This window comes from Mycobacterium sp. TH-M116 (assembly GCF_057473685.1).
The window spans coordinates 1-7096 of record NZ_JBYCLC010000088.1; the positions used below are offsets into that span (position 1 = coordinate 1).

Consider the following 7096-nt stretch of genomic DNA (forward strand, 5'->3'; position numbering starts at 1 on the left):
TGGCCCGCAGCGGCGAGGTCGGCGGCCGCCCTCTCCAGCGGTTCGGCATGCCTTGCCGCGACGGCCACCCGGGCGCCGGCCTGCAGATAGGCCAGCGCCACGTGTTTGCCGATACCGCTGGACGCGCCCGTCACCAGAGCCGTCTTGCCACGCAGATCGAACAAGTCCAACACGGTCATACGATTCCCCGTTCCAACGAGTGCCCGGTCACCGATACACGTTCTAGTCTGTCCGCCATGGGCAAATTCAGCAGGGCCGATGTCGAGCAAGCCGTCCGGCACTACACCACCGTCGTCGAGGGCTGCAGCGCTTCGGGCGACTGGCGGCCTTTTGCCGACCTCTTCACCGAGGACGTCGTCTACACCGAACACCACTACGGCGTTTTCCGTGGACGCGAGGCGGTGCGGGACTGGATCGTCGCGGTGATGGCACCCTTCCCGCACATGCGCTTTCCCAACGACTGGGTCGCCTACGACGAGGACAACGACGCCGTTGTCGTCATGATCAAGAATCTGCTCGACCACCCCACCGACCCGAACGGGGAGCCGTTCTGGTTCCCGAACTGGACCCGCCTCGTCTACGCCGGCGACGGCCTGTTCTCCAGCGAGGAGGACATCTACAACCCCAACCGTGACGCGCCCGGGGTGATCGCGGCCTGGATGCAGGCCGGCGGCCAGTTGGCCTCGACCCAAATCCTGCAGCCCGGCGCCTGACCGGATGTGGCCAACCAAGCCCTGACCCCGGGGCCTTCCGCCGGGCTTGGCAGACTGTGCGCATGGCACAGATAACCTTGCGCGGAAACGCGATCAACACTGTCGGCGAGCTCCCCGCCGTCGGGTCCCCGGCCCCGACATTCAACCTGACCGGCGGCGACCTGGGGCCGGTCACCAGCGCGCAGTTCCGCGGTAAACCCGTGGTGCTGAACGTCTTTCCGTCCGTGGACACCCCGGTGTGCGCGACGAGCGTGCGGAAGTTCAACGAGCGCGCCGCCGCGGGCGGGGCCACCGTGGTGTGCGTGTCCAAGGACCTGCCGTTCGCGTTCTCGCGGTTCTGCGGCGCGGAGGGCATCGAGAATGTCAAGACGGCGTCGGCGTTCCGGGACAGCTTCGGCGAGGATTACGGCGTCACCATCACCGACGGGCCGATGGCCGGGCTGTTGGCCCGGGCCGTCGTCGTGGTCGGCGCGGACGGCAACGTCGCCTACACCGAACTGGTGCCCGAGATCGGGCAGGAGCCCGACTACGACGCCGCGCTCGCGGCGGCGGGCTGACCGCCCGGCGCATCGCGGACCGGCTCAGTCTTCGGCCGGCCCGAGCCGCTCCGCCGTGGCCGCCAGCACCGCGCGGCACCCCGCCCACGCCCTTTCGATGATCTCGGCGGCCGGTGCGATGTCGTCGATGCGCCCGGCGACCTGACCGGTGTTGGCGACGCTGGCGTCCATGTCGCCGTCGAAGTAGAGCCGCTGGACACGTTGCAGTGCCGCCGCGCCTTCGGCAGGAGATGTTGCGGCGTCGAGGCTGTCGGCGGCCGCCGTGCGGATGACGCGCATCATCCGCTTGCCGTCGAGGGGCAGCAGCACGGTCGCCGTCTCGTCGGCGTCCAGCACCGCCCGCTTGAGGTTGCCGTGTACCGGCGAGTCGGACGAGGCGAGCAGGCGGGTGCCCATCTGCACGGCCTCGGCGCCGAGCACGAACGCGGCCGCCGTCGATCGCGCATCGCAGATGCCCCCGGCCGCCACGATCGGCACGTCGACGTGAGCGGCCACCAACGGCAGCAGGACCATGGTCGACGCGCCGAACCGGTTCTTGAACCCGCCCCCCTCGACGCCCTCGACCACCAGCCCGTCCACTCCGGCGTCGACAGCCTTGCGCGCCGCGGCCAGCGTGCCGACCACGTGGAACACGGTGATGCCCGCATCGTGGAGCCGACCGGTGAGCAGCGACGGGTCACCAGCCGAGGTGGTGACGAAGCGAATGCCGGTGGCGGCGAGCAGGTCGACCACGGCCGGGTCGCGATTCATCAGCAGCGCGATGTTGGCGCCCACCGCACGCTCGGTCAGGGCACGCACCCGGTGCAGATCGGCACGGCCCTGCTCGGAGGTGGTCTCGATGACGCCCAGCGCGCCGGCGTTCGAGACCGCGGCGGCCAGTCGGGCGCCGGCGATGTAGGTCATCGGGGCCTGCAGAATCGGGATGTCGATCCGCGCGAGCTCGCAGACGCGGTTGGTGGTGCTCACGAGCGGCGCGGCTCCCGCCCGTCGATGAGGTCGCGGAAGCGTTCCGCGGGATAGACGCAGGCGCCCAGGCGGGTGACCCGTCCGGCCAGCGCCTTGTCCGAGGTGACAACCCGGATGCCGTCCGGTCGCGCGTCAGCCCCCACCAGCCGCACGATCTCGTCGTCGGCCGAGTTCGCCGCCGCCCGCGGCGCATGCGCGACCTGGACGACCGACGCGGCGATCGCCCTGGCCGGCGGCCGCTCGAACACCACCGTGACGTTCTCTTCCCGGGTCGACGCCCACCGGTCGAGACTGTCCACCAGCGCCACCATGGCGCGGCCGCGATCCTTCCACCAGCCGTCTGGACGGCTCCCGATCACGTTCATCCCGTCGACGATCCAACGCACAAGGCACACGTTAGGGGAGAGATCATTTCCAGAACAGCGACACGAGGCCCAGAACCACCAGCGAGGTCAGCGAGAGTGGTTGCGGCCACGGCTGCCACGGCGCGTCTTGGATGGCATAGGACATCTCCTCGAGTGGGGACGCCGGTGGTGGGTCGGGCCTCCGATGTTCGACGCCGCGCTGTGCCACCTGATGTGCCTGATTGATTGGTACGGTTCACCGGTGTTGGGAACTGTCAGCGTCCCCGTGATGCCGGCGCACGAAGATGGGCGTGATCGAAGATGGGCGTGATCGATGGTGGGACTGAGCCGATGAATTCGACAGCCGACAGGGACCGGGTTGTTTCGCTGGCGCGCGGCATGCGGGATCTCGTGGCGGCCGAGGCCGCCGACTCCGAGCGGGCGCGCACCCTCACCCCGGCGATCGTCGAGCAGATGTGGGCGACCGGGCTGATGTCCTCGTTCAATCCGGCCGTGGCCGGCGGCGTAGAACCCTCGTTCACTGAGATGATCGAGACCTGGATCGAAATGGCTTGGCAGGACGGCTCGTTCGGCTGGATCGGGATCGCCAATCTGCCGTCGTCGTTCGCCGCGGCGGCCTACCTGCCCGACGAGGGTTTCGCCGAGGTCTTCACGGCCAACGACAACCGCGTCACCTTGGGCGGCCAGTTCTTCCCGAACGGCCAGGGCAACGCGGTGGACGGCGGTTACCTGTTGAGCGGGTCGTGGAGCTTCGGCTCGGGCACCGGACACTCCCAGTACGTCGCTGCCGGGTTCCTACCGATGGACAACGGCGAAATACGCTGGGCTGCAGAGGGTTTACCCGAGATGCAGGTCGCAGTGGTGCCACGCGAACAGATCAGCTTCAACGACGGCTGGCATGTGCAGGGGCTCAAGGGCACCGGATCCTATGACTACAGTGTCCAAGAGGTGTTCGTGCCCGCGAGCCGCACCTTCGAACTGTTCACCCGCCGGCCGTGCCGCGGTACCTCACCGGCCACGCGCATGGGGTTGATGCCTGTCACCGCCGCGGGCCACGCGTCCTGGGCGCTCGGCGTCGCCAAAAGCATGCTCGACGACGTCCAGGACCTGGCGGCGACGAAGTTCCGGATGAGCGACATGGCGTCGCTGGCCAGCCGCCCGACCTTCCAGAAGGGCCTGGCGCACCATCGCGCGGCCTGGCGCGCCGCTCGCCTGCTGGTGCTCGACGCGTTCACCACCGCCGAAGCCGCGGTCGCGGCCGGCGAGGAGCTGGCACCGGCCCGGCGCGCGGACATGCGGGTGGCGGCCGTCTACGCCACCGACATCGCGCGCGGCTGCGCCGAGTGGGCGCATCTGGTGGCCGGGACCAGCGCCATCCGCGAGGGCACCCGCCTCGAGCGCGCGTTCCGCGACGTCTACACCGGGACGCAGCACGCCTTCATCAGCGAGAAGGTCGCCATCGACGCCGCGCAGATATGGCTGGGCATCATCGACGACCAGCCCGGGCTCTGACCGGCCGCAGCCTGTTCCTACACCAGCGCCTCACCAGGCTGTTCACCCGCGTTCTCCTGCTCGGATCGGTCCGCATTCTCGGCGACCGACGACGCCAGCGCCGGCCCGGCGGCGCCGCCCGCCGCCGCCCCGGAGGCCAGCGAGGCGATCATGCTCGCTGGACCTGTCGCCACACCCAGGACCGTCGACGCGGCGCCCACCGCGGCCGGCATCATCGCCGATGGGTTGACGGCCGCGACGCCGTTGAGCAGATTGGCCAGCAGCGGCGTGCGGGCGGCCGACCCGGCCGCGCCGGGCAGTGTCGCCGAGCGCAGCAACCCGGCAGCGGCGTTCACGCCCAGCCCCCCCGAAAATGCGGAGTCCGAGATGTGGGTGGCACTGGCCGCCATGGCGCCTGCGGCCGCGTCGTCGACCTCCGAATACAGGCGCGCGATGTCCAGCAACGCCGCCCCAGCCCGCGCCAGTTCCTCCTGGGCTGCGGTGTTCAACGCCAGCATCGCCTGACCTTCGACCGCGAAAGCCGCCGCCGCCTGGATGGAGACTTCTTCGGCCCCGGCCGGCGCCAACCCGGTGACGGCCGGCAACGCGGCGGCGCCGGAGCTCAGCGCGCGGCTCGCCACCTCGATCAGTGTTGCGCCGATAGCGGCGGCGGCCGGATCAATGGAGATCTCCATGTGCGTCGTGCTCCCGTGAGTTCGTCTGCGGCCATGTGCTGTTCGCCTGCCGGCCCTTTTCGCCGGCGACACCGCCGATTCTAATGGCCCGCGCGGGATACTCCCGACGGCATTTTCCCGGGATCGTCGTGCCGGGGCGCGAATACACCCATGGACTGTCAGCCACAAAAACGAAGAATTCCCGCCGCTCGACGGACCAGACCGGCGCCGTGGTCACGCGGGGAGCCGTCCCAAAACCCGGCGCCGCCTGATGAGTGCTCACATCCACTCACCAGAACGACAACGACGCCTTGGGTGTCACCTTGATACGCAGGGCGGCGGGGGAATTGCTTATTCCGGGGCCCCTTTGGGAACAACCGGCATGAGAGGCAACCTCATTTCGCCGGCACCAATTGCTTCATCGGCTTGTCGCAGCAGACCTCCGAGTGCTCGTCCTCCGAGGTGCACGGGCAGGGCTTCTCGTAGACGAGCACCGCCCCGCACTCCTCGCACTCATACGTCGCTCCGGCACTACGGGACATGAGGACCTCCTCCTCGGTCGGGGCGGCTCTGGCTTGAGGGTGACCGCCGTGTTCTCCTAGGCTGGGCCTTCAGAGCAGGGCCCTCAGCAGGCTGCGCGCATCGTCGGGCAGGGGACCCGCATGCCACCCGAGCCGGGCTGCCCCGCGGAACGCCAGTCCCAGGCGTCATATCCGGTCATGACTGGAATGATCGCGCGTGCACAACGCCGACGATAGGGACCATTGGCCCTAAAACCCGTTGGGCCGGGCCTCGGGGATCAGCCGGCTCACGCGGCGCGGACCACGTTGCACGGCAAGTGAATGCGGCCGCGTTTCGACCTGCCGGTGGAAGAGTCCGCGACGGATTCCACACCGTCGAGCCGGGCCCACACGTCGTTGCTCGCGACCGACCGTTTGCCGCGCAAGCCGTCAGATCGACGGCTTGCGGGGGTCTGGGCGCAGATCGCCCAGTTGGACCGACTGCGGCGCCGACTCGACGTATTCGGTGACCGCTTCTGGCGGGATCAACCCGTAGCGTACTTGCAGGTCGACCGGGTTCAAACCGAAGTAGGTGGCGACCCTGATCAGATTGTCAGCCGTGATGAGCCTGCCCTCACGAGCGGCCTTGTAGTAAGCCGATTTGCGGTAACCGAATGCTTCGTAGACCTCGGTGGCGGCAAGCGATCTGCCTACGAGATAGGGCAAAACCACCGCCGGATCTTTGTCGCGGTCGTCCATGAATTCACACAGTACGCACTCGGTTGCCAAAGCGCGCAACGTCATCGCGCCGTGTTGGTCAGCGTCCGGGGGCTGAAAAGTCGGCGGTGCCGCCTCCTCCGTCCCCGCGCGCGCCGCTGCGCGAGGGCGGGCAGAGTTGTCTACGCGCTGCGGGTCTCGTCACGCAGTGGCCTACCATCAGCCCATGCGCGGCTCAAAAATCCTGATCACAGGTCCGACAGGTCAAATCGCCACCCCCATCGCCCGAGCGCTGGCGGCCGAGAACGAGGTGTGGGGGATTGCTCGTTTCACCAATCCCGCCGCGCGGGAGGGTCTGGAGAAAGCCGGGATCCGATGCGTGACAGTCAACCTGGCGGCGGGCCAGTTCAGCGAACTCCCAGAAGATTTCGAGTATGTTCTCAACTTGGCTGTCGCCAAGAGCGGAAATTGGGACAAGGACCTCGGGGCCAACGCCGAGTCGGTCGGACTGCTCATGGCGCATTGTCGCGGCGCCAAGGCGTTCCTGCACTGTTCCTCGGCCGCCGTCTACGACCCGCCCGATGACGAACCCCGCAGCGAGCGCGCCGCCCTGGGAGACAACCACAAGCCCTTGTTCCCCACCTATTCGATCTCCAAGATCGCCGGTGAGGTAGTCGCCCGCTCCATGGCGCGCGTTCTCGGTGTGCCCACCACGATCGCCCGGCTCAACGTCCCCTACGGCGACAACGGGGGGTGGCCGTTCTACCACATGGAGATGATGCTGGCCGGGATCCCGATTCCGGTGCCGCCCGGCGGCCCGGCCCGCTACAACCCGATCCACGAAGACGACATCATCGCGACCATCCCCAAACTGCTGGAAGCTGCGTCGGTCCCGGCGACGACGGTCAACTGGTGCAGCGACCAAACCGTCAGCATTCAGGAGTGGTGCGGCTACCTCGGATCGCTCGTTGGCAGGGAACCCGTATTCGACGAGAGCGAGCAGGCGCTACGCGGCAACCCCACCGACCCCACCCGGATGCGCGAACTCGTGGGCGCGACGACCGTCGACTGGCGCGACGGGCTGCGCCGCATGGCCGCCAATTTCCATCCCGA

The 7096-nt window shown here is 68.5% G+C and carries 11 protein-coding genes; 4 read left to right on the forward strand and 7 right to left on the reverse strand.

Annotation, left to right across the window (positions count from 1 at the left end; genetic code table 11):
* A partial coding sequence (locus tag AC2VOK_RS04315; RefSeq protein ID WP_428899394.1) for an SDR family NAD(P)-dependent oxidoreductase occupies positions 1 to 179 on the reverse strand: 179 nt, incomplete at its 3' end.
* Between the two features lie 57 nt (positions 180 to 236).
* Here AC2VOK_RS04315 and AC2VOK_RS04320 point away from each other — a divergent pair.
* A complete protein-coding gene (locus tag AC2VOK_RS04320) occupies positions 237 to 713 on the forward strand; it encodes a nuclear transport factor 2 family protein (RefSeq protein ID WP_428899384.1) in 477 nt (158 codons plus the stop codon).
* Between the two features lie 62 nt (positions 714 to 775).
* Positions 776 to 1270, forward strand: coding sequence for a thiol peroxidase (gene tpx, locus AC2VOK_RS04325; RefSeq protein WP_428899385.1), 495 nt, complete (start codon positions 776 to 778; stop codon positions 1268 to 1270).
* A gap of 24 nt (positions 1271 to 1294) precedes the next feature.
* Here the strand turns inward: tpx and AC2VOK_RS04330 are convergent, their stop codons facing one another.
* The 3 genes from AC2VOK_RS04330 to AC2VOK_RS04340 are packed head-to-tail and all read right to left on the reverse strand — an operon-like array spanning position 1295 to position 2809.
* A complete protein-coding gene (locus AC2VOK_RS04330) occupies positions 1295 to 2236 on the reverse strand; it encodes an NAD(P)H-dependent flavin oxidoreductase (protein ID WP_428899386.1) in 942 nt (313 codons plus the stop codon).
* Positions 2233 to 2622 carry an NYN domain-containing protein gene (locus AC2VOK_RS04335; RefSeq protein ID WP_428899387.1) on the reverse strand — a complete coding sequence of 130 codons (390 nt, stop codon included), beginning with the start codon at positions 2620 to 2622 and terminating at the stop codon, positions 2233 to 2235. Before AC2VOK_RS04335 ends, AC2VOK_RS04330 begins: the two co-directional genes overlap by 4 nt.
* A gap of 22 nt (positions 2623 to 2644) precedes the next feature.
* Positions 2645 to 2809, reverse strand: a complete 165-nt coding sequence (locus tag AC2VOK_RS04340) for a hypothetical protein (RefSeq protein ID WP_428899388.1) — start codon at positions 2807 to 2809, stop codon at positions 2645 to 2647.
* 122 nt (positions 2810 to 2931) lie between these two features.
* Between AC2VOK_RS04340 and AC2VOK_RS04345 the strand changes: the two genes are divergently transcribed.
* Positions 2932 to 4113: an acyl-CoA dehydrogenase family protein gene (locus AC2VOK_RS04345; protein ID WP_428899389.1), complete on the forward strand. Its 1182-nt coding sequence runs from the start codon at positions 2932 to 2934 to the stop codon at positions 4111 to 4113.
* A 17-nt stretch (positions 4114 to 4130) separates the two neighbouring features.
* Here the strand turns inward: AC2VOK_RS04345 and AC2VOK_RS04350 are convergent, their stop codons facing one another.
* The 3 genes from AC2VOK_RS04350 to AC2VOK_RS04360 all read right to left on the reverse strand — a co-directional run bounded on the left by AC2VOK_RS04350 (position 4131) and on the right by AC2VOK_RS04360 (position 6025).
* Positions 4131 to 4787, reverse strand: a complete 657-nt coding sequence (locus AC2VOK_RS04350; RefSeq protein ID WP_428899390.1) for a PE family protein — start codon at positions 4785 to 4787, stop codon at positions 4131 to 4133.
* 374 nt (positions 4788 to 5161) lie between these two features.
* A complete protein-coding gene (locus AC2VOK_RS04355; protein WP_428899391.1) occupies positions 5162 to 5308 on the reverse strand; it encodes a hypothetical protein in 147 nt (48 codons plus the stop codon).
* A gap of 408 nt (positions 5309 to 5716) precedes the next feature.
* On the reverse strand, positions 5717 to 6025 hold the full coding sequence (locus AC2VOK_RS04360) for a hypothetical protein (protein WP_428899392.1): 309 nt from the start codon (positions 6023 to 6025) through the stop codon (positions 5717 to 5719).
* 184 nt (positions 6026 to 6209) lie between these two features.
* Between AC2VOK_RS04360 and AC2VOK_RS04365 the strand changes: the two genes are divergently transcribed.
* A partial coding sequence (locus tag AC2VOK_RS04365) for an NAD-dependent epimerase/dehydratase family protein (protein ID WP_428899393.1) occupies positions 6210 to 7096 on the forward strand: 887 nt, incomplete at its 3' end.

Bases quoted from the DNA above. Each gene is read 5' to 3' on its own strand.
- AC2VOK_RS04355 (WP_428899391.1), bottom strand. From the start codon at position 5,308: ATGTCCCGTAGTGCCGGAGCGACGTATGAGTGCGAGGAGTGCGGGGCG.
- AC2VOK_RS04360 (WP_428899392.1), bottom strand. From the start codon at position 6,025: ATGGACGACCGCGACAAAGATCCGGCGGTGGTTTTGCCCTATCTCGTA.
- AC2VOK_RS04350 (WP_428899390.1), bottom strand. From the start codon at position 4,787: ATGGAGATCTCCATTGATCCGGCCGCCGCCGCTATCGGCGCAACACTG.
- AC2VOK_RS04320 (WP_428899384.1), top strand. From the start codon at position 237: ATGGGCAAATTCAGCAGGGCCGATGTCGAGCAAGCCGTCCGGCACTAC.
- AC2VOK_RS04345 (WP_428899389.1), top strand. From the start codon at position 2,932: ATGAATTCGACAGCCGACAGGGACCGGGTTGTTTCGCTGGCGCGCGGC.
- tpx (WP_428899385.1), top strand. From the start codon at position 776: ATGGCACAGATAACCTTGCGCGGAAACGCGATCAACACTGTCGGCGAG.